This window comes from Bradyrhizobium ferriligni (assembly GCF_056837965.1).
Window position 1 is genome coordinate 86707 of the sequence record NZ_JBXEJO010000023.1, and the last position, 24312, is coordinate 111018.

The 24312-nt window shown below is 65.4% G+C and carries 22 protein-coding genes; 11 read left to right on the top strand and 11 right to left on the bottom strand.

Annotated elements, in window-relative coordinates:
- The first annotated feature begins 441 nt into the window (after positions 1–441).
- The 4 genes from AC1VNY_RS15905 to AC1VNY_RS15920 all read left to right on the top strand — a co-directional run bounded on the left by AC1VNY_RS15905 (position 442) and on the right by AC1VNY_RS15920 (position 4733).
- On the top strand, positions 442–1482 hold the full coding sequence (locus tag AC1VNY_RS15905) for a 2-keto-3-deoxygluconate permease (RefSeq protein WP_482405863.1): 1041 nt from the start codon (positions 442–444) through the stop codon (positions 1480–1482).
- 29 nt (positions 1483–1511) lie between these two features.
- A complete protein-coding gene (locus AC1VNY_RS15910) occupies positions 1512–2819 on the top strand; it encodes a four-carbon acid sugar kinase family protein (protein ID WP_092090552.1) in 1308 nt (435 codons plus the stop codon).
- Entirely contained in the window at positions 2816–3814 is a 999-nt protein-coding gene (gene pdxA / locus AC1VNY_RS15915) for a 4-hydroxythreonine-4-phosphate dehydrogenase PdxA (RefSeq protein ID WP_461195590.1), read from the top strand. The genes AC1VNY_RS15910 and pdxA overlap by 4 nt, the downstream gene beginning before the upstream one ends.
- 151 nt (positions 3815–3965) lie before the next feature.
- Positions 3966–4733: a DeoR/GlpR family DNA-binding transcription regulator gene (locus AC1VNY_RS15920; protein ID WP_482405864.1), complete on the top strand. Its 768-nt coding sequence runs from the start codon at positions 3966–3968 to the stop codon at positions 4731–4733.
- 145 nt (positions 4734–4878) lie between these two features.
- Here AC1VNY_RS15920 and AC1VNY_RS15925 read toward each other — a convergent pair whose 3' ends face one another.
- Complete coding sequence (locus AC1VNY_RS15925) at positions 4879–5532, bottom strand: PilZ domain-containing protein (protein WP_482405865.1); 654 nt, start codon at positions 5530–5532, stop codon at positions 4879–4881.
- 378 nt (positions 5533–5910) lie between these two features.
- Between AC1VNY_RS15925 and AC1VNY_RS15930 the strand changes: the two genes are divergently transcribed.
- Positions 5911–6723 (top strand): enoyl-CoA hydratase, encoded by an 813-nt coding sequence (locus AC1VNY_RS15930; RefSeq protein WP_482405866.1) that lies wholly within the window; start codon positions 5911–5913, stop codon positions 6721–6723.
- Positions 6724–7080: 357 nt separating this feature from the next.
- Here the strand turns inward: AC1VNY_RS15930 and AC1VNY_RS15935 are convergent, their stop codons facing one another.
- From AC1VNY_RS15935 to AC1VNY_RS15970, 8 genes are all read right to left on the bottom strand, one after another.
- Complete coding sequence (locus AC1VNY_RS15935; RefSeq protein ID WP_482405867.1) at positions 7081–7863, bottom strand: SDR family NAD(P)-dependent oxidoreductase; 783 nt, start codon at positions 7861–7863, stop codon at positions 7081–7083.
- A gap of 85 nt (positions 7864–7948) precedes the next feature.
- The gene (locus tag AC1VNY_RS15940) at positions 7949–8872 is read right to left on the bottom strand and encodes a DUF1932 domain-containing protein (protein ID WP_482405868.1); all 924 of its coding nucleotides are present in this window, start codon (positions 8870–8872) and stop codon (positions 7949–7951) included.
- Positions 8872–9741, bottom strand: a complete 870-nt coding sequence (locus AC1VNY_RS15945; RefSeq protein ID WP_482405869.1) for an ABC transporter substrate-binding protein — start codon at positions 9739–9741, stop codon at positions 8872–8874. Before AC1VNY_RS15945 ends, AC1VNY_RS15940 begins: the two co-directional genes overlap by 1 nt.
- 18 nt (positions 9742–9759) lie before the next feature.
- A complete protein-coding gene (locus AC1VNY_RS15950; protein WP_212060485.1) occupies positions 9760–10497 on the bottom strand; it encodes a TetR/AcrR family transcriptional regulator in 738 nt (245 codons plus the stop codon).
- A 59-nt stretch (positions 10498–10556) separates the two neighbouring features.
- Positions 10557–11435 carry an SMP-30/gluconolactonase/LRE family protein gene (locus tag AC1VNY_RS15955; protein WP_482405884.1) on the bottom strand — a complete coding sequence of 293 codons (879 nt, stop codon included), beginning with the start codon at positions 11433–11435 and terminating at the stop codon, positions 10557–10559.
- Between the two features lie 35 nt (positions 11436–11470).
- Positions 11471–12541 (bottom strand): aldose epimerase family protein, encoded by a 1071-nt coding sequence (locus tag AC1VNY_RS15960; protein ID WP_482405870.1) that lies wholly within the window; start codon positions 12539–12541, stop codon positions 11471–11473.
- Between the two features lie 2 nt (positions 12542–12543).
- The gene (locus tag AC1VNY_RS15965) at positions 12544–13473 is read right to left on the bottom strand and encodes a Gfo/Idh/MocA family protein (RefSeq protein ID WP_482405871.1); all 930 of its coding nucleotides are present in this window, start codon (positions 13471–13473) and stop codon (positions 12544–12546) included.
- Positions 13474–13710: 237 nt separating this feature from the next.
- Positions 13711–14736 (bottom strand): histone deacetylase family protein, encoded by a 1026-nt coding sequence (locus AC1VNY_RS15970; RefSeq protein ID WP_482405872.1) that lies wholly within the window; start codon positions 14734–14736, stop codon positions 13711–13713.
- Positions 14737–14917: 181 nt separating this feature from the next.
- On the opposite strand from AC1VNY_RS15970, the gene AC1VNY_RS15975 reads away from it, so the two are divergent.
- The gene (locus AC1VNY_RS15975; RefSeq protein ID WP_482405873.1) at positions 14918–15529 is read left to right on the top strand and encodes a TetR/AcrR family transcriptional regulator; all 612 of its coding nucleotides are present in this window, start codon (positions 14918–14920) and stop codon (positions 15527–15529) included.
- 3 nt (positions 15530–15532) lie between these two features.
- Here the strand turns inward: AC1VNY_RS15975 and AC1VNY_RS15980 are convergent, their stop codons facing one another.
- Complete coding sequence (locus AC1VNY_RS15980; protein ID WP_482405874.1) at positions 15533–16483, bottom strand: fatty acid desaturase; 951 nt, start codon at positions 16481–16483, stop codon at positions 15533–15535.
- Between the two features lie 14 nt (positions 16484–16497).
- Positions 16498–17529 carry an alpha/beta fold hydrolase gene (locus AC1VNY_RS15985; protein ID WP_482405885.1) on the bottom strand — a complete coding sequence of 344 codons (1032 nt, stop codon included), beginning with the start codon at positions 17527–17529 and terminating at the stop codon, positions 16498–16500.
- Positions 17530–17743: 214 nt separating this feature from the next.
- Here AC1VNY_RS15985 and AC1VNY_RS15990 point away from each other — a divergent pair, with 214 nt between their 5' ends.
- The 5 genes from AC1VNY_RS15990 (at position 17744) to AC1VNY_RS16010 (ending at position 24241) form a co-directional block, all read left to right on the top strand.
- On the top strand, positions 17744–19081 hold the full coding sequence (locus tag AC1VNY_RS15990; protein WP_482405875.1) for an MFS transporter: 1338 nt from the start codon (positions 17744–17746) through the stop codon (positions 19079–19081).
- Positions 19082–19402: 321 nt separating this feature from the next.
- A complete protein-coding gene (locus tag AC1VNY_RS15995; RefSeq protein ID WP_028333278.1) occupies positions 19403–20308 on the top strand; it encodes a LysR family transcriptional regulator in 906 nt (301 codons plus the stop codon).
- Positions 20309–20434: 126 nt separating this feature from the next.
- On the top strand, positions 20435–21376 hold the full coding sequence (gene kdgD, locus AC1VNY_RS16000; protein ID WP_482405876.1) for a 5-dehydro-4-deoxyglucarate dehydratase: 942 nt from the start codon (positions 20435–20437) through the stop codon (positions 21374–21376).
- Positions 21377–21419: 43 nt separating this feature from the next.
- On the top strand, positions 21420–22775 hold the full coding sequence (gene gudD, locus AC1VNY_RS16005; RefSeq protein ID WP_482405877.1) for a glucarate dehydratase: 1356 nt from the start codon (positions 21420–21422) through the stop codon (positions 22773–22775).
- 17 nt (positions 22776–22792) lie between these two features.
- A complete protein-coding gene (locus AC1VNY_RS16010) occupies positions 22793–24241 on the top strand; it encodes an aldehyde dehydrogenase family protein (RefSeq protein WP_482405878.1) in 1449 nt (482 codons plus the stop codon).
- Positions 24242–24312: the final 71 nt, after the last annotated feature.

Here is a 24312-nt window from a genome sequence, read left to right on the forward strand (position 1 = left end):
GACTTAAAGCGGACTCGCGGCCCTTTTGACCCAACTGCGGCATTCGCCACGTCCGGGTAAGCCCGCGCGCGCGCGACGATTTACAGGCCGACGTTCCGCTGGCCGAGGCGGTGTCCCGCCTGCAGGCGAGGGCCCGGCCGGGCACCCTTGCGGCCGAAGCATGCGACGGTCGGGGCTTCGGTGGGTGTTGCCCCGAGTAAGCGTTTCGAGCATCTGCGCGATGAGCACCATGCCCAACCTCTCATGACCCAATTCCCTGGCATTCTCCCGCGAGCAAAATCAATCGCATCTGACGGAGCGAATGATCGAGTCCGTTTTGCGCAAAATGCGCAATAAGTCTTGCATACTGCGTGATATGAGCATATACGGCCGGCGTTTGCTCGTTTTCATAGCAAAACGCGCAAAATGATCGGAAGTGCGCGGTGCGGGAGGACAACAGAAATGCAGGTTCCAATTAAGCGGGCGATCGAGAGCGTGCCGGGCGGGATGATGGTGGTCCCTCTGTTGGTCGGGGCGCTTATTGCCACCTTCTTTCCCGATACCCCGAAGTTTTTTGGCTCCTTCACCGGCGCACTGCTCTCTGGCGCGCTGACAATTCTCGCCGTGTTCTACGTTTGCATGGGCGCGAGCATCGACTTCCGCGCGACCCCCTACATTGTGAAGAAGGGCGGCACCTTGCTGATCGTGAAGGTTGGCGTGGCCGTTGTCCTCGGCCTGATCTTCGGCCGCATTTTGGGAGAGACGCCGGTCGCAGCTGGCATGTTCGCGGGTGTCTCGACGCTCGCGATCGTCGCCGCCATGAACGACACCAATGGCGGTCTCTATATGGCGTTGATGGGCCAATATGGACGTCCGCGTGACGTCGGCGCCTATACCGTCATGTCGCTGGAGAGTGGTCCTTTCCTCACCATGATCACTTTGGGCGTCGCCGGCCTCTCGGCATTTCCATGGCAGACCCTCGTGGGCGCTATCCTGCCTCTGGTGGTGGGTATGATCATCGGCAATCTCGACAGAGAGATGCGCGACTTCCTGAGCCGCGCGGTGCCTGTGATGATCCCGTTCTTCGCCTTCGCGCTCGGCGCCGGCCTCGATCTGTCGAAGGTTTGGCAGGCCGGCCTGCTCGGCCTCGGCATGGGAGTGGCCGTGGTGGTTGTGACCGGCATCCCGCTGTTCCTCGCCGATCGCATCACTGGCGGGAATGGTGTCGCGGGTGTTGCGGCGGCCTCGACGGCCGGTAATGCGGCGGCCGTCCCGGCGATTGTCGCCGCGGCGAATCCAGCCTATGCGGACGCGGCGCGGCCTGCGACTATCCTCGTCGCGGCCTGCGTCGTGGTTACCGCAATCCTCGTGCCGATCGTCACCGCCTGGACAGCCCGCGTTGTTGGTCGCGACGTCGAGGAGCCTGCAGAAGAGAACAACGTGGCTTCTGCCGGCAAGGTGACCCCCGCGGCGCGCTCGGTTGTCACTGAGGCAAGTCACTGAGGCAAAGTCACTGAAGCAGGTCGCTGAAGATGGCCCCTAAAGCGTTTTCGAGCGAAGTGGATACCGGTTCGCGTCAAGAAAACGCGTCAAGCCAAAGCTGGCTGATCGTCGCTGACGATCTCACCGGTGCCGCGGACTGTGCGATCGCCTTCGGCAGAAGGGGGCGTGCGGCTGCGGTGACGTGGGGTGAGGTGACCGACGCGTCGGGCTACCAGCTGCCCGTCCTGGCCTACGATGCCGCGAGTCGAGGCCTTTCGGCCGGGGCCGCTGCAGCCCGCCATGCCGATGTGCTGGCGCGCCTTTGCGAAGGCGGACGTATTCTTTTCAAGAAGATTGACTCGACGCTGCGGGGGCAACCTGCAGCGGAGACTGCCGCCGCGCTTGCGCATCTCAAGTCACGGTCGGGTCCGGCCTTTGGCGTATTCGCGCCGGCCTTTCCGGCCACCGGCCGCACCACCATCGACGGGCGTATCCTGGTCAGAGGCCGCCCCCTCGAGGAGGCCGAGGTCTGGCACCGCGACCACACCTACCCGAATGCCGATCTTGTCGACGTTCTCGCGACCGCGGGCGTTCGCGGTGAGAAGGTCAAGCTCGCTGCCGTGCGTGGTGGCGATCTCAAAGCCACGTTCGCGAGGCTCGCCTGGGAGGGCGACGTGGTCGCGGCCTGCGACGCCGAGACCGAACACGATCTGCGTTTGATCGCGGAGGCGAGCCTGCATGCATCGCCCGCAACCTTCTTCATCGGCAGCGCCGGCCTCGCGCACGCGCTGGCCGGCCTCGAAGTCAGCCATGCCGTCGAGCCGCTGCGCATTCCGACGAGCGCATCCGGCACCCTGATCGTGGTGGGCTCGCTCGCCGGCGCATCTCGTGCCGCCGCGCGCGAGCTGGAGGCGACCGGCACCGTGGCGCATTTCCCGGTCGCGCCGGAGACGCTGCTCAACGATGGTGCCGGCCGGGCGGCGCTCGCCGCGGACGTGATGAAACGACTTGCCGGCGGCGGCGATACACTGGTTGAGATCATGATGGATGATCACCCCGACATGTCGCTCGGCCCGCAGCTCGCCAAGGGGCTCGCCGACGCTCTTGAGGCCGTCGCACCCGCGATCGGCGCCTTCGCTGCGACCGGCGGCGAAACCGCCGCGGCGATGCTGTCGCGCTTCGGCGTCAACGGCATCCGTCTTGCCGACGAAATCGAGCCGGGCGTGTCGCTCGGCCTTACTCTTGGCCGATTGTCTGTTCCGATCGCCACCAAAGCGGGCGCGTTCGGTGACGAGAACAGCCTCATCCGCATCAGCGAGCGGCTTCGCGCCGTCCGAACCAGAGGAAGTTTCATATGACTCGTCCGATCATTGCGATCACCATGGGAGATCCGGCCGGTATCGGGCCCGAGGTGATCATGAAGGCGTTGGCGCAGCCTCAGGTGCAGGCGATCTGCAATGCGCTGGTGATCGGCGACTCCAACCGTCTGCGCAAGGCCGGTCAGATCGTCGGCGTGCCGCTTGAGGTCGATGCGTTGAGCGACGCGAAGCAGGCGAATTTTGCGTCGAAGGCCGTGCAGTGCGTTGACCTGAAGCTGGTGCCGGACGATCTGCCGTTCGGCAAGGTGTCGGCGACGGCAGGTGAGGCGGCATATCGCTATATCGAGAAAGCCGTGCAGGTGGTGCAGGCAGGGCTCGCGCAAGGCATCTGCACCGCGCCGCTTTCCAAGGAAGCGCTGCATGCGGCCGGCCACAAATATCCCGGCCATACCGAGCTCCTGGCGCATCTGACCGGCACGCCGGAAGTATCGATGATGCTGGTGTCGCCGAAACTCCGCGTCATTCACGTGACCACGCATATCGGCCTGCTCGATGCGATCGAGAAGATCGAGCCCGGCCTCGTCGAGCGTGTCATCGCACGCGGACATGACGTGCTGGTGCGCGCCGGCGTCGCCAATCCGAAGATCGGCGTCTGCGCCATCAATCCGCATGCCGGCGAGAACGGGTTGTTCGGTCGCGGCGAGGAAGCCGCGAAGATCGCGCCGGCTGTGGAAGCCTGTCAGCGCAAGGGCTGGGACGTGCACGGCCCCTTGCCTGCCGACACGCTGTTCTTTCTGGCCGGCCGCGGCGACTACGACATGGTGGTCGCGATGTATCACGATCAGGGCCATGGACCCATCAAGGTGCTGGGGCTGGAAGCCGGTGTGAACATCACTGTTGGTCTGCCGGTGATCCGCACCTCGGTCGATCACGGGACCGCCTTCGACATCGCGGGCAAGGGCATCGCCGACGAGCGCAGCCTGATCGAAGCGCTGCGGCAGGCGGTCGATCTCGCGCCGAAGAAGGCGGCTTGAGGGGGCTGCGCGGGCTCCTCAGGATGAGGAGCGAGATGCGAGTTAAGCGCTGACATTGCGCGGCCGATGCATCGTGGTATCCATCGGCCGTGCCGCGAAGCCGATACGGTCGAGCTCGGCTGATGGCAATGAATCCGGGGGCTGAGGTTCGATGTCGATGCGCAGCAAGGAGCGTCACACTCGTCTGTTGGAAGCGCTGAACGCGGGAGAGATCGATGTCGACGATCTCGCGCGGCGCTTCAACGTCTCCGCTTCCACCGTGCGGCGCGACTTGCAGCATCTTTCCAGGAACAATGCCGTGCGCCGCACCTATGGCGGCGCCATTCTCACCGCCCAGGCGAACGAGACGACGCTCGAGCAGCGCCTCGCGGTTCAGGGCAAACAGAAGCAGGCGATCGCGCGCGCGGCGATCGATCTGATCGAGGACGGCGACACGCTGATTCTCGATGCCGGATCGACGGTCGCAGCCTTCGGCCGACTGCTGCAGCATCGGCGGCTGCGCATCATCACCAACAATCTTGCGCTGCTGCCCTTCTTCGCCAAGGCTCCGAGCATAGAGCTTGTGGTGCTGGGCGGCGCGCTGCGCACCACCAGCATGAGCACCGTGGGGCCGCTCGCCAATGAAGCGCTGCGGCGCATGACCGCGAACCGCGCCGTCATGAGCGCCGACGGCGTGGTGAATGGCCGTGGCCTGTGCGAAGCGGATCTCGAACAGGTCGCACTGAAGTCGCTGATGATGCAGCAGTCGAAGGAAGTCATCGTTCTCGCCGACGCCAGCAAGCTCGGCCGCGCCGAACAGATGGCCTGGGCGCCGCTGCCGCCGCGCTGGACTCTGGTGACTGATGTCGGCGCATCTGAGGAGCAGTGCAAGCGTCTCGCCGATGCGGGAGCGCGCGTGATCGTTGCCGGCGTTCGCTGAGCCGGCATCGCAATTTTTCGCGTGATCGGAGAAAAATATCGACCGAGGCGGGGTTGCGGTAAGGAATCGCTGAACTGGGGCGCAATGCCGTCAACTTAAATCGCCATATGCTAGGTGGCGATCACCAGATTTGTGAGTACTCGCCCTAGGCAACGGAGTTCGCGTCGGCAGACAGCAGCTGTAGCTCCTTGGATTTGCGCGCGATGAGGCGGCCGAGATCGCCCTGCTTGTAGCTCTCGACGAACTTGATGGCGAAGCCGTTCGGCAGATGCCGGACCACGCGGCCGACGCAGGCGCCGATCGCCAGCGGCATGCCGATCGGCGGCTGCGCCTCGGAGGAGACCGCCGCGCCGGACAGCGACATGTCGATGATGAAGCAGCTCTGCATGGTGCCGTCCGCCAGCGTCAACATGGCATGCGGCGCGACCGGAACGAAACGCGGGTTGTTGCGCGCCTCGCGGATGCTCGGATCCTTTTGCTTCTTCTCGATCCAGGTCAGCTTGTCGGCGAACTTCTCACGCATGGCATGCGTCATCTCGAGCTCGAGCAGGAAGCTGCCGCTCATGGTTTCGGTGATGCAGCCGTCGAACTTGCCGAACTCCTCGAAATACGAAGTCAGCCGGTCGCCAACCTTGCCGACGACGGGCACGTCCACGATCATCCGGAACGGCGAAACGCGCGTGGTGCGGCAAGCGAAGGTGCGCAATTTGCCCTGCGCATCGTACCAGTTCGGCAACGTGTAGCTGCCGTTGACGATGATCTTGACCGCGCGTTGCTTGAGAAACTTTTCGACGGACACGACTGAACCTCGCCCGAGGCGATATGAGTGCACGGAGGGCTGGATTGACCGGCTTCACTGCCGGTCCGGTGGTGGGGACGTTCGCTACCGACGCGGTGGCAGCGGGGAGCTGCGGCACGTATCCCAGCGCGTGGCGGATTGGTCCTGGCGCGCAGGTGCGTACAGCCATACCGTCGAAAAACTAGGAAAAAGTTAAACCGGGACGGAGCGCGGGCGGCGCACTCTATGGCGCAACCGTTTGGCGGCGGTTTATTTTGCGAGCCGTACAACTACCGGGAGAGTTGTCGCCCGGCAATGCAATCGCGCCGTGCTCCAAACCGCCTGCCTCGGCTGTCGGCCCGGTGCTAGCCTTCGCCGAAATCAGACTGGACCCCTCATATGCCAAACATGTCGAACAAATCGCTTGCCGACGGCAAGATCCTGCAAGACGTCGTCGACGGCGTCGGCGTCGTCACCTTCAACAATCCCGACAAGCGCAATGCGATGTCGCTGGAGATGTGGGAGGGGCTCGGCGAGGCGCTGACGGCGTTGCGCGACGATCCGGCCGTCCGCGTCGTGATCCTGGTCGGCGCCGGCGACAAGGCGTTCGTGTCGGGCGCCGATATCAGCCAGTTCGAGAAGACCAGGCACAACGCCGAGGCCTCCGAGGAATATTCACGGCGCAGCGCCGCCCAGCGCGCCCTGCTCGCCGACTATCCGAAGCCGACCATCGCCTGCATCCGCGGCTTCTGCCTCGGCGGCGGCATGCAGGTCGCGATGCTGACCGATATCCGCATCTCCGGCGCCAGCGGCCAGTTCGGCATTCCTGCCGCCAGGCTCGGCATCGCCTATGGCTATGACGGGCTGCGCCATCTGGTGTCGCTGGTCGGCCCGTCCTGGGCGCGGCTGATCATGTATACGGGCATGCGGATCGACTCCACCGAGGCGCTGCGGATCGGCCTCGTCGATCGCGTGCTGCCGGACGCCGAGCTCTGGGACGCGACCATGGAGATCGCGCGCACCATTTCGGGCAACGCGCCGCTGGCGATCAAGGCCGCCAAGATCACCATTGCGCAGGTGCTGAAGGATCCCGCCGATCGCGACATGGCCGCGATCAGGCAGATCGGCATCGAATGCATGGACAGCGCGGACTTCCGCGAAGGCCGCAGCGCTTTCATGGAAAAGCGCAAGCCGCAGTTCAAGGGCCGGTAGCCGTCCGGTGTCATCACCCGCACATGCTTTCGCGGGTAATGACAGCTGGGCATGCGGTAACAACGGTGGTCCTCCCGTCGTGGTTGCCACCCAACACACCGTCATCGCCCGGCTCGACCGGGCGATCCAGTATTCCAGAGGCGGTTGTGCTTGAGCCGATGGGCCGCAGCGTACTGGATCGCCCGGTTAAACCGGGCGATGACAGATGATGATGTCGCGCAATTTCCGAATAATAGAATAATACCGCCGATTTGCCCGACGCGTCAAGTTGCCTGGTCGGACGCCGGCCGCCGCCGGCTACTTTGCATGGGGTTGTTTTCGATATTTTGGCAATGTGCCCGCGATTGAACCTGCCCCCTACTTCTTCTCGCTGACCGGCACCGTGTAGTTCAGAATCAACCGACCGCCGTCGGGATAGATGGTCTGGCCGGTGATATAGGAGGCATCGTCGCTGGCCAGGAATGCCACGACGGAGGCGACCTCGCTCGGCTCGCCGCAGCGGCCGGCCGGCGTGCGCGACAGCACGCTGCGCCGCGCATCCTCGGACGAGAAGATCGCCGTCGCCACCATCTCGGTCAGGATCGTGCCGGGTCCGACCGCCACGACGCGAATGCCGTGCGGCGCGAGCGCCACGGCGGCGACCGACGTGAGCTGCTTCATCGCGCCCTTCGACATCGCATAGGTCGCGAGCGAGGGGATCGCGAGCAGCGCGTTGACCGAGGACATGTTGACGACGACGCCGCCACCGCCCTGCGCGATCATCTGGCGCGCCGCAGCCTGAACCCCGAAGAACGCGCCCTTGAGGTTGATGCCCATCACGTCGTCGAATTCGGCCTCGCTGATGTCGAGGAAGTCGCGATTGCGCGCGACGCCGGCATTGTTGACCATGACGTCGAGCCGGCCGAACTCCTTCACCGCGGTCGCGACGATGCGATCGACATCGGCGCGCCTGCTGACGTCGGCTTCGACCGCCCGCAACTGATCGATATGTCCGAGTTCCTGGGCGGTGTGGACAAGCCCTGCAGCGTCGACATCCGAGATGACGACCCTGGCGCCGTCGGACAGGAAGCGTGCCGCGCAGGCCTTGCCGATGCCGCGTGCCGCGCCGGTGATGGCGACGACCTTGCCGGAATTCTTCATGGGAGTGCCTCCAGAACAAACCGTTCATGGAGCAATAGCGCATTGCGCGTCGGCAGGGAACGCGGCGGATTCTCCGGGCGAGACCTCAGGACCTGATGCGCGCGAGAATCCGGTCGGCCTCGGTACGCCAGTCGGCGCTGCGGGCGAAGTCCGGCGTTCCCCTGGGTCCGAACACGCCCTCATCGGCAAGATCGGCGATCCAGCCCTGCCGCTCGGCGGTGCCGGAGGCGGACCATGGCGCGAGCCCGGCCTCGCGCACGGTCTCCGCCACCTCGCGCACCTCCTCGGCGCGCCGCCGGCCGTGCTCGATCACCCGCTGAAAGAAATAGGCGCCCTGCTTCTCCCAATTGATGCTTGGGAAGGTCTCCTTGAGCGAGGCGAGCACCGCATCCTCGACGCCATAGGCGCGCGCGGTGGTGAAGCTCTCGATCACCATGGCCTCCAGCCCCTTGATCACGATGCTGCGGCACATCTTGACTGCCGAGGAGACGCCAAGCTCGTCGCTTGCGACCTTCGCCGCGAAACCGAGCGCGACCAGCTGCGGCGCGAGCTCCCGCGCGCCTTGGCCGCCGAGCAGCAGCGGCACCCTGATCCGGTACGGCGGCAGCGAGGTCATCACCGCGCCCTCGACATAGCGACCGCCGGCGCCGTCGATATGCGCCGCCGCGCGCTGCTTGGCGCCGGGCGAGGCCGAGTTGAAATCGAGAAACCAGACCCCGTTCCGGACTGCAGGTGCGCAGGCAGCGGCCACGGGGACCGCCTGGCTCGCCGTTACCGCCGAAATGATGAAATCGGCCCGCGCCGCGAGATCGGCATGGGATCGCGCGAGCTCGACGCCAATCACCGCAGCGTGTGCGCGCAGTGGCACGCCCTGCTCGCGGTCAAGCTTGATATCGTAGGCCGAAACCCTCACGCCCTGCTGGCGCAGATCCTCGGCAAGGATGCGACCGACCTCGCCATAGCCGAGCATGCCGACCTGCCATTGCCGCGGATCGCTGGAGATTGTCATCAGTTCAGGTCCCGTGTTGTGTCGTCGAACAGCTCATCGACCGTGACGCGCCGGGGAATCAACGCCTGCTGCACGCAATAGTCGATCATCAGTTCGAGCGGCTTGCGGTTTGCCTCGACGCCGAACGGCACCAGATCCGGCATGCCGGGCGGGCCGGCCTCTGCCTTGCCGCGCTTGAGCAGATCGTACAGGCTCCGCACCACGTCCGGCCGCGACGTCGCGAGCTGCTTCGTCACCACCACCAGATGGTTGACCGGCACGACGCCGTGCCGCGCATACCACCGCTCCGCCTCTGCGGCCGGATCGGCGAACAATGGCTTGAACGCCGGATCGCTGGAGGTCTCGCCCAGCACGGCATCGAGCTCGCCGTCCCTCAGCATCTGGACGATGGTCTTGCCCTTCGGCGCACGCTCGGTGCCGTCGACATATTCCGCGACATGCGGCTCCTCGAACGTGACCCAGTTGATGCTGGCGAGGTTCACGCCATGGTCATTGGCAAGGATGCCGCGCATCCATGCCCCGGTCGTGGTCGTGAACGAGCGGATGCCGACCCGTTTGCCTTCGAGATCGGCAGGCAGGAGCGTGCCGCGGTCGGCGCGATAGAGCGCGTGGCCATGCTGGAAGCGGCCGACCATCGCCGCCGGCAGCAGCACCAGCGGCTTGCCGTGCGCCCTTGCCATCAGATAGGTCACGATCGCCATCTCGCAGACGTCGAATGCCTGCTCGCGTACCATCGGCTTGAACGCGGCGTTGGTCGGCGTGAATTCGGTGAAGTCGAGATCGAACAGGTCGGAGCGAAGCTCACCGTTCTTCACCGCCCGGACGTGCGGATGATTGCCGAGCACGGCGCGTAGCCGAAGTTTCTCCATCGCGACAAGCTCCGGCGTTCAGGTCACCACTCGGCCCGGATTTGTGCCCGGAGCCATGCGCGGCGCGGGCGCCCCTCCGTCGAGCGGCGCGGCCTGCAGCGCGGCGACGGTGGCGCGCACCAGTTCCTCGATGGCGTGGCCGGCATCGGTGCCGTCGGCGCTGCCGCGCGACAGGCGCGAGACGCGCTCCGGCGTCACCAGCGTGTAGTAGAGCGCGCCGAGCAGGAAGTGGCTGCGCCAGACCAGATCGGTACGCGGAATATGCGGCAGGCTTTCATGAATCGCGTCGATGAAAGCATGACTGGTGTCGTCGAAGGTCTGCGCGATGATCTTGCGCACGACCTCATTGCCCTCGGCCGACATGATCGCACGCAATCGCGTGAACCGCGTTCCGCCGCCGGCAAGATCGCTGCCGGACGTAAAGGCCGGCAACACATAGGCGCGCACGATCGCCTCCAACCGGTCCTGCAGATCGCGCACCCGCCGCGCCGCCGCCAAGAGCTCGGAGCGTCGCCGGTTCATCGGGCCGCAATGGCGCCGATAGATTTCCAGCAGCAGGCCGTCCTTGGTCCTGAAATGATAGGTCACGCTGCCCGGATTGGCGCCGGCGGCCTGCGCGATGTCGCGCACCGAGACGGCGTTGAAGCCATAGGTCGAGAACAATTCCTCCGCCGCGGCGAGGATCGCCTCGCGCATGTTCGGCTTGCGGGTGCCGGCGGCGGCCTTCACGTCAGACCTGGCAGGTTTGCGGACCATATTTGTACTATCGTCCAAATAATCCGGTCGCGTCAACAACGCCGCGCCGCACCCAACCGTCAGGATAGTTTGACGTCAGGCTCGGCCCGACCGCGCGCGGCTGCCTCGAGCAGGAACGTCCTGCCATGCTCGGGATCGGCCGCACGCTGCGCCTCATCCATGTCCTGCCAGGCCGAGGTGACCAGCACGCGCGAGAAGTCGCGGCCGACAAATGCCGGGCAGCTCGATTGCCTCGCCGGTACGCGCAGCGAACGCAGATGCCGGCCGGCGGGATCGTAGACGTCGACGCAACCGCCGCCCCAGCGCGCGTTCCAGATCATCCCGTCGGCATCGACGATCGCGCCGTCGAGCCCGCCGCTGCCTCGATGCCTGATCAATTCGGTGGCCGCGCCGACCGGCAGTCCTGTTGATGGATCGAGCGGCACGCGATGCAGCACGTTGGTCGCGGTATCGGCGAAATAGCCGATGTCGCCCGCGGGCGAAAAGCAGATCGCATTCGGGATGGTGATCCCGGGATACAGCCGCACGATACGGCCCTGACACAGTGCATAGATCGCGCCGGCACCCTGCTCGGCATGGCGCCCCATGGTGCCGAGCCAGAACGTGCCCGACGGATGCACACGCGCATCGTTGGAGCGCGTCAGCGGATTGTCGGCCTCCAGCGCGGCGAACAGCTCCAGGCGGCCGTCGGCAACGTGCCGTACATAAAGTCCATCTTCGGCAAGGATCAGCTGTCGCTCGCCGTCGATCCGCGCCAATGCACTCGCCATTTTCGGCAATGCGTGAATGACGGTGCGGCCACCTGCAAATCGATGCTCGAACAGGCGGCGCTCGCGGATATCGAACCACCAGGCGGTGTCGGTCGCCGCATCATAGGTCGGGCCTTCGCCGAGATGGCAACGCTCCGCCGACAGCACCGATGTCGGCACCTCTTCCATCAGCGGCTCGGCGGCACGGTCGGTCATGGCGTCACTCACGCGGTTGAGAAGCGGTAGACGATGCTGCGCCGATAGAGCTGCCCCGGATCGAGCCGCGCCGACGGGAAGTCGGGCCGGTTCGGCGTATCAGGCCAGGCATGCGGCTCGAGACAGAGCGCGTCGGATTGCCGGTACAGACGACCGCCCTTGCCGGCGGTCGAGCCGTCGAGGAAATTGCCGGAATAGAACTGCAGTCCCGGCTGATCGGTGAAGAGCTCCATCACGCGGCCGCTGTGCGGCGCCTCGAGGCGCGCAGCCAGACGAAGACCCGTCCCCTTGGCCAGGCAGAAATTGTGGTCATAGCCGCGCCCGAGCTGCAGCTGCTCGTCATTCATCCTGATCCGCGCGCCGATGGGCGTGGGCTTGCGGAAGTTGAACGGCGTACCGTCGACCGGCCGCGGCGGGCCCGGAAGCGGGATCGCCGTGGCATCCACCGCGAGGAAATGGTCGGAGACGATCATCAGGCGGTGATCGAGGATCTGCATGCCCGAGCGCGCGCCCTCGAGATTGAAGAAGCTGTGATTGGTGAGGTTGAGGCAGGTCGGCCGGTCGGTCGTCGCCTCGTAGGTGACCGAGAGCTCCGTCGGACTGCGCACGCAATAGATCACGCGCAACGCGAGGGTGCCCGGATAGCCCTCCTCGCCATGCGGGCTCTCGCGCGCCAGCACCAGCGTCGGTTCCGGATCATCCGATAGTTCGACGATCCGCCACAGCTTGCGATCAAAGCCCTGCAGGCCGCCGTGCAGCGCGTTGGGGCCGTTGTTGGCGTCGAGCTGCACGGTCTCGCCATCGAGCACAAAGCGCGCGCCGGCGATCCGGTTGGCGTAACGGCCGACCGTCGCACCGAAGAATTTGCGCTGTGCGAGATAGCCGTCGAGTTCGTCGTGGCCGAGCACGATGTCGTCGCAATGCCCCTCACGATCCGGCGCGAGCAGCGCCTGCAGCGTGGCGCCGAAGGGAAGGATGGAGGCCTCAAAGCCATGTTCGCCGCGCAGCGTCACGCGCTCGACCACGGTGCCGTCGGGCAATGTACCGAAGGGCGCGCGACCGATTTTGGCTGATGTCATTGTCAGTCCTCGAACGCCTCGACGAGGCGCCGTCGCCCCAGCATGAAGCTATCGGCGACAAGCCGCAAGGGCGCGAGGTCGACATCGGATTTTCCTTCCGAGGTCAGCGCGACGAAGCGGCGGTACAGCGCGGGATATTCCTCATCCGGCGCATCGACCACCAGCCTGCTGCCATCGCGCAGCTGCCTTCCACCTTTCGACAGCGTCACAGGCCCGGCCTCGGTCTCGCACAGGATGTCCCAGCTCGGCGCTCCGGTCTGGCGGAAATCGAATTCGGCGTGGATCGGCAAGCCGCTCGCATCGGAGAGTTCGATCTCTGCCGCAATCGGCGCCTCCCGATTGGAGGGAAAGTCCAACGCCGCGCTCCTGACAAAGACCGCACCCGGCAGGATCTCGGTCAGGATCGACAGCGCGTTGATGCCCGGATCGAACACGCCGAAGCCACCCGCCTCGAAGATCCAGGCCTGGCCCGGGTGCCAGACGCGCACGTCTTCCTTCCAGATGATGGTCACCTTGTTGATGGTGCGTCTCGCGAGCAATTGCCGCGCCGGGCCGACCGCGGCCGCATAGCGCGAATGCCATGCGGCAAACAACGTCCGGCCCGCCTGCTGCGCGGCCGCGATCAGCGGCGTGAGTTCGCTCACCGTCGCGCCCGGCGGCTTCTCCAGCAGCACATGCTTGCCCGACGCGAGCGCGGCGGCGGCCTGCGCGTGGCGCATCTGCGGTGGCGTACACAGCGCGACCGCGTCGATCTCCGGCCCGTCGCGCAACAACTCCTGCAAATCGCGGAAATGCGGCAGGCCGGGCGGGGTCTTGACGGGATCGGCCACCGCAACGAGAGCCACGCCTGACGTCTTCGCGATCGCAGGCACGTGCTGCCGGCACGCGATCTCGCCATAGCCGACGATGGCGATGCGAAGCAGGTCACTCATGGCCGTCCTCGCGTTGCTGTCCACCTGGCCGGCTGAAGCCGCCAGGCAGAATCATAGACCAGCGCCGAATACCAACGGCATGATGTGGTTTTGGTTGCGGGCACGCAAGTCCACGACGCTCTGTTGCGCGCCTCGCGGCCGAGGCATCGGCTTTGATCAATCAAGGCCGATGCTCCAGATTCCGGCTTTGACGGGCTTTGTTCGCGCGGACCGGTCACCGCCCCGCCCGAAATTGCGCTAGCGTGCGGCCTCAAACCCGCCGAGCACCGCCGTCAGATTGGCGCCGAGGATGTCGGAGAGATAGCCGCCCTCCTGCACCAGCACCGTCGGCAGGCCGAATCGGGCCAGCCCCTCGCCGATGCGGCGGAAGCCGTCGGTGGTGACGGCGAGACCGGCAAGCGGGTCCTTCTCGGAGGCGTCGAGACCGAGCGCGACCACGAGCGCGGTCGGGGCAAAGGAGCGGATCGCCTTCTCCGCCGCCGCAAGCGCCTTCATGTAGTCGTCGTCGCCGGTGCCCTTGGCGAGGGGAATGTTGAGGTTGGTGCCGAGGCCGCCTCCGGCGCCGCGCTCATGCGCATAGCCCCAGACGAAGGGGTAGAAGAACGACGGATCGGCGTGGATCGAGACGGTGAAGACATCCGGCCGCTCATAGAAGATGCCCTGCGTGCCGTTGCCGTGATGCACGTCGACGTCGAGGATCGCGACGCGCTCATGCTTCTGGCGCAGATGCTCGGCCGCGATCGCGCTGTTGTTGAGGAAGCAGAAGCCGCCGGCGAGGTCGCGATAGGCGTGATGGCCGGGCGGACGGCACAGCGCGTAGACGGCGTCCTCGCCGTCCAGCACCATCTGCGCGGCGGTGACCGCGACGTCGCTCGCGGCGCAGGCGCCGGCCCAGGTACCGGGACCGATCGGAGCCGCGGTGTCCATCGTGTGCCAGCCGAGCTTGCCGACGATATGAGCGGGGTATGTGCCGGCATTGCGCACCGGGTGGATGTTCGCGATCATCTCCGGTCCGGCATTGCCGAGCGCCGACCATTCGTCCCACGCGTCCGCGAGAAAGCTCAGATATTCCGGACTGTGCACGCGCGCCCGCGGCCCCTGCCCGAACCTTGTCGGCTCGATCAGCGGGTGCTTGCCGGCCTTCAGGCCCGCCAGCAGGCGGTCGGCGCGTTCGGGCTGTTCGGTGGTACGCTGGACCACACCGCGGACCAGGAAGAATTGCGGATCATGGCTGCGGTGCAGATCACTGTAGACGGCCTTCACGGGGACACTCCTGTTCGATCGGCGGCTGAGCTGGACAGAGCGAGGGCAATGTGCCGCACGCAAGCTTTGGCTTGCGCGTTGTACACTATCAGCGACGGCGACGGTCTGAAACCGAGCGCGATTTCATGCTATGCCCGCATGTAGCGCAATGATTGAAAGACGCAGGACGCGAAGTCCGGCCATGGCCAGCGGCAAGACGGAGACAGAGGAAGCGGCAACGGGGCGGCGCGGGCGACCACGCTCCGCCGCGACCACGGCCGCGATCCTGGAAGGCGCTTATCAGCTGATGGCGACGACCGGCCTCGCCGCGACCACCATCGACGCGATTGCCAGACATTCCAACGTCTCGAAGATGACGATCTACAAATGGTGGCCGTCGCGCGAGGCCTTGCTGATCGATGCCTTCCTCGACCAGGCCTCGCGGGCCGTGCCGCTGCCCGAAACCGGCAGTCCGGTGGCCCGAATCCGCCGTCATGTCGCAACCTATGTCGAGGCGTTGCAGGGCGAGTTCGGTCGGGTGCAGCTCGCCGTGATCTCGGAATGCATCTCGAAGACCGGCACGGCGGAACTGTTCTACGAGCGTTACCTCGGCCTGCGCCGCAGCAAGATGCTGGAGATCATCGCCGCCGGCCAGAAGGACGGCAGCATCGGCGCGCCGGGCGTCCCCGGCGATATCTACGACGCGATCTATGGCAGCCTGTTCTACCGCTACGTCTTCGGCATCAAGCCGCTGACGCCGGCCTATGCCCGCAATCTCGTCAATCTGGTGCTGCGGCCCCGCGCGGACGCTTGACTATCAAGCAGAGCGTTGGCGCTGACGGCGGAACCAGGCCCAGGTCTCGCGCGTGACGGCCCGGTAACTGCTGCCGCGATACACGATGTGGCCATCGACGATGGCGTTCAGCTTCGGAAGCGCATGGAACGGCACCGTGGGATAGGCGTGGTGCTCGACATGGTAAGGCATGTTCCAGGCGAACCATTTCATGATCCTGCCGGTCATCGTGGTGCGCGTGTTCTCGAACGCGCTCCGCGTCTGCTCGCAGCCGGTGTGCTCGGCATAGAGATAGGGGCGCAGGATGAGCTGACCGGCCAGGAGCGGCACGACCCACACCCAGAGCAGGATCGCACTGTGCAGCGCGAACGATGCCGCGAGCAACAGCAGATAGCCCGCGAGATAGAGCCTTGCCTCCAGTACGATCGAGGCGCGCTTGTGCTCCGGAATCCACGGCACGACCACCTTTCCGGTGAGTGCATGCCAAAACATCAGGCGGATACGAACCAACACCTGCAGCAGTCCCGAATAGGCGATCGCGAGCTGGGTGTCCGACGCGGGCTTGGGGCCGACGATCAGCTCCGGGTCCCTCGCAGGATCCTGCGTGTAGCGGTGATGGTCCCAGTGAAACAGGCAGTAATACTGGTAGGGCAGTCCGATCATGAAGGCGGACAGATTGCCGACGACACGATTGAGCGCTGGACTGCGGAACGCCGTCTTGTGCGCGGTCTCATGCACGACCATGAACAGGAACGCGACGAAGTAGCCCTGCACGGCAATCAGCGGCAGCGCCCATGGCAGGCCATGGCGCGACGAGACCAGCAAGATAAGCGCGCCGACGATGATGATCATCCCGTAATGGCTTGCCGCACGCACCGTGCCGGCAAGGTTCGACTTGGTCGACAGATCGCGCAAGGTCAGCGGGCTGAGCGGCTTCAGGCGGGGTCCGGCGTCACTGGTCTCGGCGGTGCTCATGGTCGTCTCACCTGTCAGCGTTGCAGCAGCGCCGAGATTTCGGCGTTGATGAAGGCGCGGTCTTCGGCGTTGTTGGCGGGATTGCCGGCCCGGTGCCCGTGGATCGACGGAATCGCGTGCAGCGCGGCCGAGCGCGCGTTGACCAAGCGGCCGAGTTCATCCTCGTTGTCGCGCGGGTCGAAATAGCGATCGGTACGACCCGGCATCAGCAGGATATGCGCCTTGATCGCGGCCAGCGCCCGGTCGAAGTCGCCGCCGAATTGATCGCAACGGCTGATATCGCCGGCCTGCCAGATCGCGATCTGCGCCAGCAGATCATTCGCATCGCGCCGCGCGAAGGCACCGTCCCATGATCCCGCGAGGTAATCTTCCAACGAGTTGAAGCCGGCCGCGCGCCAGACTTCCTCGCGATAGAACGCATGCGACATCGCCCAGCCGGCGTAGACGCGCCCCATCGCGCGAAGGCCCGCCGCGGGCTTGCTGACGAAGCGGCCGTCCCGGTAGGCCGGGTCGGCGGTCAGCGCGGCCTTCACACCTTCGAGGAACACATGATTATACGGCGAGCACCGCGCGCTGCCGCAAACCACGACTGCGCGCTCGACCATGTCGGGATATCGCGCGGCCCAGTGATAGGCCTGCATGCCGCCCATCGACCAGCCGTAGACCAGCGCGAGCCTGGTCACGCCGAAGCGCTCGACCAGCAGCCGCCGCTGGATCGCGACCGCGTCATGATAGGTGAAGGCAGGAAACGGCGCGCCGCCGAGCACCTCGGCCGAATTCGACGGCGAGGACGACAGGCCATTGCCGAACAGATTCGCGATGACGATGAAGTAGCGCCCGGGATCGAGCGCGCCGCCCGGCTGCACCAGCCATTCGATGTCCGCGTGCTGTGCGGCAAACGACGTCGGATAGAGGATGACGTTGTCCCGCGCCGCGCTCGGCGTGCCATAGGTCTTGTAAGCGAGCCTCAGCTGCGGAAACACGGCACCGCCCTGCAGCGTCACCTCACCTGCCTCGAACACCTCATAGTCGCGCGGCGTGGTCATCGGCATTCGACCTCGAGCAGCCGGGCGCAACGCTGCGCCCTTAATAACTGTACTATTGGTACACTAAATACGAAACCCTGGCAATAGCGGCAAAGGTGGAATGACACCGGGCCGATCCATTCAAAATCGGTATGGATCAATACCCGTTTCGGCTTGGACCCATTGTCGTCATCTCTCTAGGACAGACCCCGAGGAAATTTTCAAGGAGGCGCTAATGAGCGCAATTGTGTCCGCCGCAGACACGCGGCGATCCCGCGTCCGGCTCTTGATCGTGACGATGCTGTTTCTCGTCACCACCGTGAACTATGCCGATCGCGCCACGCTCTCGATCGCCGGCCCCGCGCTTTCCAAGGAACTGCATCTCGATCCCGTCGCGATGGGCTACGTGTTCTCGGCCTTCGGCTGGTCCTATGTGGTCGCCCAGGTGCCGTGCGGCTGGCTGCTCGACCGCTTCGGCTCGAAATGGGTCTATGCGATCAGCATCATCGTCTGGTCGATCTTCACCGCGATGCAGGGTCTGGTCGGGTTCCTGTCCGCGGGCACGGCCGTGGCCCTGCTGTTCGGGCTGCGCTTTCTGGTCGGCATCGCCGAGGCGCCGTCATTCCCGGCCAACGCCCGCATCGTCGCCTCCTGGTTCCCCGGCAATGAACGCGGCACCGCGTCGGCCTTCTTCAATTCGGGACAGTATTTCGCCACCGTGATCTTCGCGCCGCTGATGGGCTGGATCGCCCATGAGTATGGCTGGCGCCATGTGTTCTACGTGATGGGTGCACTCGGCATCGTCATGGGCATTGCCTGGATCAAGACCATCTACGAGCCGAAGGAGCACCCCGCGATCAACGAGGCCGAGTTCGACTACATCAAGCAGGGCGGCGCGCTGGTCGACATGGACGCGGCGAAGGCCGGCAAGACGCAGGACAACGGCCCCAGCTGGGACCACATCCGCCAGCTGCTCGGCAACCGGATGATGCTCGGCGTCTATATCGGCCAATACTGCATCAACACCCTGACCTACTTCTTCCTGACCTGGTTCCCGGTCTATCTGGTGAAGGAGCGCGGGCTGTCTATCCTGCAGGCCGGCTTCGTCGCGACCTTGCCGGCGCTGTGCGGCTTTATCGGCGGCGTGCTCGGCGGCGTGATCTCGGACTACATCCTGCGCCGCACCGGCTCGCTGACCATGGCGCGCAAGATCCCGATCGTCGGCGGCATGCTGCTGTCGATGTCGATTATCGCCTGCAACTATGTCGACGGCCAGGCACTGGTGGTCGGCTTCATGGCGCTCGCCTTCTTCGGCAAGGGCATCGGCGCGCTCGGCTGGGCGGTCGTCTCCGACACCTCGCCGAAGGAAGCCGGGGGCGTTTCCGGCGGTCTGTTCAACACCTTCGGCAATTTGTCATCGATCACGACGCCGATCATCATCGGCTACATCCTGGCAGCCACCGGCTCGTTCAACGGCGCGCTGGTGTTCGTCGGCGCCAACGCGCTGGTCGCGGCGATCGCCTATCTGTTCATCGTCGGCGAGATCAAGCGGGTGCAGCTGAAGGCGGCCTGAGCCGGGCCTGAACGCGCTTCACCTCTCCCCGCCCTTCCGCGGGGAGAGGTCGAAATTCGCACAGCGAATTTCGGGTGAGGGGCGAAGCAACACGTCTCCGCAAAGACAGTCCTTCCGACTCGTTCGGATCAATTGAGGCGGCCGTTGCGCAGAGAGAGCCCCTCACCCCAACCCTCTCCCCGTAAGAACGGGGAGAGGGAGCAGAAAACCAAACGGCGGCTTCGGCCGCCGTCTTTGTCTGCTTTTTGTCTTCTTGGCCAGTGGGAGGCATCGATGCTAGAACGCACAGATCCCCGTTCGATCCATTCCGGGTTAGCATCGATGTTCGACCTGAGCCAGCTCCGTTGCTTCGTCACGGTGGCCGAGGAATTGCACTTCGGCCGCGCCGCGGCGCGGCTCAACATGACCCAGCCGCCGCTGAGCCGGCAGATCCAGGTGCTCGAGCACATCATCGACGCGCCGCTGTTGGAACGCACCAGCCGCTCGGTGCGGTTGACGCCGGCCGGACGCAGCTTCCTGCCCGAGGCGCGGCGCATCCTCAAGCTCGCGGAATCCGCCTCGCAGGTTGCCCGCCGCATCGCGCTCGGCAAGACCGGCTCGCTCAAGATCGGCTTCACCGCGGCGGCCGCCTACGGCTTCCTGCCCGACCTGATCGCGGCCTGTCGCTCGCGCCTGCCCGAGGTCGATTTTTCGCTGAAAGAGATGGTCTCCGGCGATCAGTTCGAGGCGCTCACCACCGGGCAGATCGATGCCGGCCTGCTGCGCCCGCCGATCGCGCGGCCGGAATTCGCCAGCCGGCGCGTCGTGGCCGAGCCGTTGCTCGCCGCGATCCCGAAGAAGCATCCGCTGGCCGCGGCCGAGACCGTCAGCATCAAGGATTTCGACGACCAGCCCTTCGTGATGTATTCGCCCTATGAGGCGCGCTACTTCCACGATCTGCTGGTCTCGATGTTCACGCGCGCCGATGTGCTGCCGCGCTATGTGCAGCATCTCAGCCAGATCCATTCGATCCTCGCCATGGTGCGCGCCGGGCTCGGCGTTGCGATCGTGCCGGAAGCGGCCGCCAGCCTGAAGATCGCGGAGGTCAAGCTGAAGCCGCTGAAGCTGCGATCACCCGTGCCGGTCGAGCTGTTCATGGTGTGGCGGCGCGATCACGAGAACCAGCTGCTGCCTTCATTGATCGAGATCGCAACCGAAATCGCAGCGCCGCATCTGCGCGGCGATTGATGCAGAGTTAGCATCGCTCGATACCGCGTTTGGCTTGGACGCGCATCGAAGCATTGCCTAGAAATTCCGCCATGGACGCGCGCTGCTCGCGCATCCCGTTCCCAGAAACATTCAAGGAGTGGCGCCATGAGCAAGATGACCCCTCAGGAGATGGCCGCTAGAATCGGTGGCGGCCTCCTGTCGTTTCCCGTGACCCCGTTCAACGCGGACTATTCGTTCGACGAGGCGACCTATCGCGCCAACATGGACTGGCTGTGCGGCTATGACGTTGCCGGCCTGTTTGCCGCCGGCGGCACCGGCGAGTTCTTCTCACTGACGCCGAGCGAAGTTCCCCACGTCGTGAAGATCGCGGTCGACGAGACCAAGGGCCGCGTTCCCGTGCTGGCCGGCACCGGCTACGGCACCGCGATCGCGCGCGAGATCGCTGTTGGCGCCGAGAAGGCCGGCGCCGACGGTCTGCTGCTGCTGCCGCCCTATCTCACGCATGCCGAGCAGGACGGCCTCGCCGCGCATGTCGAGGCGGTGTGCGCATCGGTCAAGATCGGCGTCATCGTCTACAACCGCGACAATGCGATCCTGCAGCCCGATACGCTGGCGCGCCTCTGCGAGCGCTGCCCGAACCTCGTCGGCTACAAGGACGGCATCGGCGACATCGAGCTGATGACCCGCGTCCACACCCGGCTCGGCGATCGCCTGACCTATATCGGCGGCCTGCCGACCGCGGAGACCTTTGCCCTGCCCTATCTCGACATGGGCGTGACCACCTATTCGTCAGCGGTGTTCAACTTCGTGCCGGAATTCGCCACCAAATTCTACGCCGCGGTGCGCCGGCGCGATCATCAGACCATCCATGCAGGCTTGAAGGATTTCATCCTGCCGCTGATCGCGATACGCAACCGTAAGAAGGGTTATGCGGTGTCGATCATCAAGGCCGGCATGAAGGTGATCGGTCGCGATTCCGGCCCGGTGCGGCCGCCGCTCACCGATCTCACCACGCAGGAGATCGCCGAGCTCGCGGCACTGGTGGCCAAGCTGCCGCAGGCCGCCGCGCAGCAGGCGGCAGAATAAGCCGAACGGCCAAGAAAACAGCAAAGCACGAAGGGAGGAGCAGATGATCCAGGACACGATCCGCACCGGCTTTGCCGGCGCACCTGTTGTCACGGCGATGGAGGTGATCCCGGTCGCCGGCCGCGACGGCATGCTCCTCAATCTGAGCGGCGCGCATGCGCCGTTCTTCACCCGCAACCTCGTCATCCTCACCGACAACTCCGGCCACACCGGCGTCGGCGAGGTGCCGGGCGGCGAGAAGATCAAGAAGACGCTCGAGGACGCCCGCGACCTCGTCGTCGGCCAGAGCATCGGCGCCTGCAACAACATCCTGGCCTCGATGCGCCAGGCCTTCGCCGACCGCGACGCCGGCGGCCGCGGCAAGCAGACCTTCGATCTCCGCGTCACCATCCATGCGGTCACCGCGGTGGAATCCGCGCTGCTCGATTTGCTCGGCCAGCATCTCAATCTCCCGGTCGCGGCACTGCTTGGCGAAGGCCAGCAGCGCGCCAGCGTCGAGACGCTCGGCTATCTGTTCTTTATCGGCGATCGCAAGAAGACCAGCCTTCCCTACGTCGAGGGCGAGACCGGCAAGCCCGACTGGTTCGACCTGCGCCATCAGGTGGCGATGACGCCGGATGCGATCGTTCGCCTCGCCGAAGCGACGCAAGCGCATTACGGCTTTGCCGATTTCAAGCTCAAGGGCGGCGTGCTCAGGGGCGAAGAGGAGATCGAGGCCGTCACCGCAATTGCAAAACGCTTTCCGAAGGCGCGCGTCACGCTCGACCCCAACGGTGCCTGGTCGCTCGACGAGGCGATCCGGCTATGCAGCAACATGCATGGTGTGCTCGCCTATGCCGAGGACCCCTGCGGCGCCGAGGCCGGCTTCTCCGGCCGTGAGATCATGGCCGAGTTCCGCCGCGCCACCGGGCTGCCGACTGCGACCAACATGATCGCGACCGACTGGCGCCAGCTCTCGCACGCATTGCGGCTTGGCGCGGTCGACATTCCGCTCGCCGATCCACATTTCTGGACCATGCAGGGCTCGGTGCGGGTGGCGCAGACCTGCCGCGACAACGGCCTGACCTGGGGCTCGCACTCCAACAACCATTTCGATATTTCGCTGGCGATGTTCACCCATGTCGGCGCCGCCGCGCCCGGCAAGGTGACGGCGATCGACACCCACTGGATCTGGCAGGACGGCCAGGCGTTGACGCGCCAGCCGCTGCAGATCAAGGGCGGCAAAATCGCAATCCCGGATCGGCCGGGCCTCGGCATCGAGCTCGATCGCGGTGCCATCGAGGCCGCGAACGCGCTATACAAGCAGCATGGTCTCGGCGCCCGCGACGACGCGCTGGCCATGCAGTTCCTGATCCCCGGGTGGACCTTCGACGACAAGCGTCCCTGCCTCGTGCGCTAAACAAGAAAGGTGGAAACATGACCGCTCACCAGAAGAACTTCATCGCCGGCGAATGGGTCGACGGAACAGGCATCACGCGGGACATCAACCCCTCCAACACCGGCGATGTCGTCGGCGAATACGCCAAGGCCGACAAGGCGCAGACCGAAAAGGCGATCGCCGCCGCGAAGGCCGCCTTCCCGGCCTGGGCGCGCTCGACCCCGCAGGAGCGCTTCGACGCGCTGACCAAGATCTCGGTCGAAATCCTCTCCCGCAAGGAAGAGCTCGGCCGCCTGCTCGCCCGCGAGGAGGGCAAGACGCTGCCGGAAGGCATCGGCGAGGTGGCGCGCGCCGGACAGATCTTTGCGTTCTTCGCCGGCGAAGCGCTGCGGCTGATGGGCGAGAAGGGCGCATCGGTTCGTCCCGGCCTCGACGTCGAGATCACCCGCGAGCCGGTCGGCGTCGTCGGCATGATCACGCCGTGGAATTTCCCGATCGCGATCCCGGCGTGGAAGATCGCGCCGGCGCTCTGCTACGGCAATTCAGTCGTGTTCAAGCCGGCCGAGCTGGTGCCGGGCTCCGCCCATGCGTTGTCCGAGATCATCGCGCGCTCCGGCATTCCCGCCGGCGTGCTCAACCTCGTGGTCGGTTCGGGCTCGGTGGTCGGCCAGACCTTGCTCGATCATCCCGATGTCGCCGCGATCTCCTTCACCGGCTCGGTTCAGACCGGCCGCAAGATCGCGCAGGCCTGCGTGCTCTCCAATCCGATGAAGAAGTTCCAGCTCGAGATGGGCGGCAAGAACCCGTTGGTCGTGCTCGACGACGCCGACGTGAAGGTCGCGGTCGAGGTCGCGGTCAACGGCGCCTATTTCTCGACCGGCCAGCGCTGCACAGCGTCCTCGCGCCTGATCGTCACCTCAGGGATTCACGACCGCTTCGTCGCCGCGATGACCGAGCGCATGAAGGGGCTTTCGGTGGACGACGCGCTGAAGAGCGGCGTGCATGTCGGCCCGGTCGTCGACCAGAGCCAGCTCGACCAGGACCTCCGTTACATCAAGATCGGCCAGGACGAGGGCGCCCGCCTGCACTGGGGCGGCGAGCTGTTGAACCGCGAGACGCCCGGCTTCTATCTGCAGCCGGCGCTGTTCACCGAGGCGACCAACCAGATGCGCATCGCGCGCGAGGAGATATTCGGCCCGGTCGCCTGCGTGATCCGCGCCAAGGATTATGACGAGGCGCTGGCGATCTCCAATGACACCGAGTTCGGCCTCGCCTCGGGCATCTGCACGTCAAGCCTGAAATACGCCTCGCACTACAAGCGCAACAGCGAGGCCGGCATGGTGATGGTCAACCTGCCGACCGCCGGCGTCGACTACCACGTCCCGTTCGGCGGCCGCAAAGGCTCGAGCTACGGCGCGCGCGAACAGGGCGCCTATGCCCGCGAGTTCTACACCACGGTGAAGACGGCCTATACGTTCCCGGGCTGAAGCAGTTGAAACAGAGTGCAGCCGCGTAAGACGCTGCGCCCCCTCTCCCGCTTGCGGGGGAGGGTTGGGGT